Source organism: Paraclostridium sordellii (assembly GCF_000953675.1).
Taxonomy (GTDB): Bacteria; Bacillota; Clostridia; order Peptostreptococcales; family Peptostreptococcaceae; genus Paraclostridium; species Paraclostridium sordellii.
In genome coordinates, this window is sequence record NZ_LN679998.1 from 3381240 (window position 1) to 3381734 (window position 495).

Genomic DNA, 495 nt, shown 5'->3' on the forward strand with positions numbered 1-495 from the left:
TGGCGACCTGGAAGGGACTCGAACCCTCGACCTCCAGCGTGACAGGCTGGCATTCTAACCAGCTGAACTACCAGGCCGCAATTGGTGGGATTAACAGGGCTCGAACCTGTGACCCCCTGCTTGTAAGGCAGGTGCTCTCCCAGCTGAGCTATAATCCCAAATTTAATGGTGACCCATAGGGGAATCGAACCCCTGTTACCGCCGTGAAAGGGCGGTGTCTTGACCGCTTGACCAATGGGCCATTTAACCTAGCTACGTCCTACTCTCCCAGGCAGCTTCCCACCAAGTACCATCGGCGCTAAAGAGCTTAACTTCTGTGTTCGGCATGGGAACAGGTGTATCCTCTTCGCTATAATAACTAGATTAGAGTTAGTACTCTAAAAACCGCATATCATCTGTCTGATTAAATAATCTTGGTCAAGTCCTCGATCTATTAGTATCAATAAGCTACATACATTGCTGCACTTACACCTTTGACCTATCAACCAGGTAGTC

3 tRNA genes and 1 rRNA gene are annotated in these 495 nt (G+C 49.1%); all 4 read right to left on the reverse strand.

The window, feature by feature from the left end:
* Positions 1–77: transfer RNA gene (locus tag ATCC9714_RS16525), tRNA-Asp, on the reverse strand.
* A 5-nt stretch (positions 78–82) separates the two neighbouring features.
* Positions 83–158, reverse strand: a tRNA-Val gene (locus tag ATCC9714_RS16530).
* 8 nt (positions 159–166) lie between these two features.
* Positions 167–241 (reverse strand) — tRNA-Glu (locus tag ATCC9714_RS16535).
* A gap of 5 nt (positions 242–246) precedes the next feature.
* A 5S ribosomal RNA gene (gene rrf / locus ATCC9714_RS16540) occupies positions 247–363 on the reverse strand.
* Positions 364–495 lie beyond the last annotated feature (132 nt).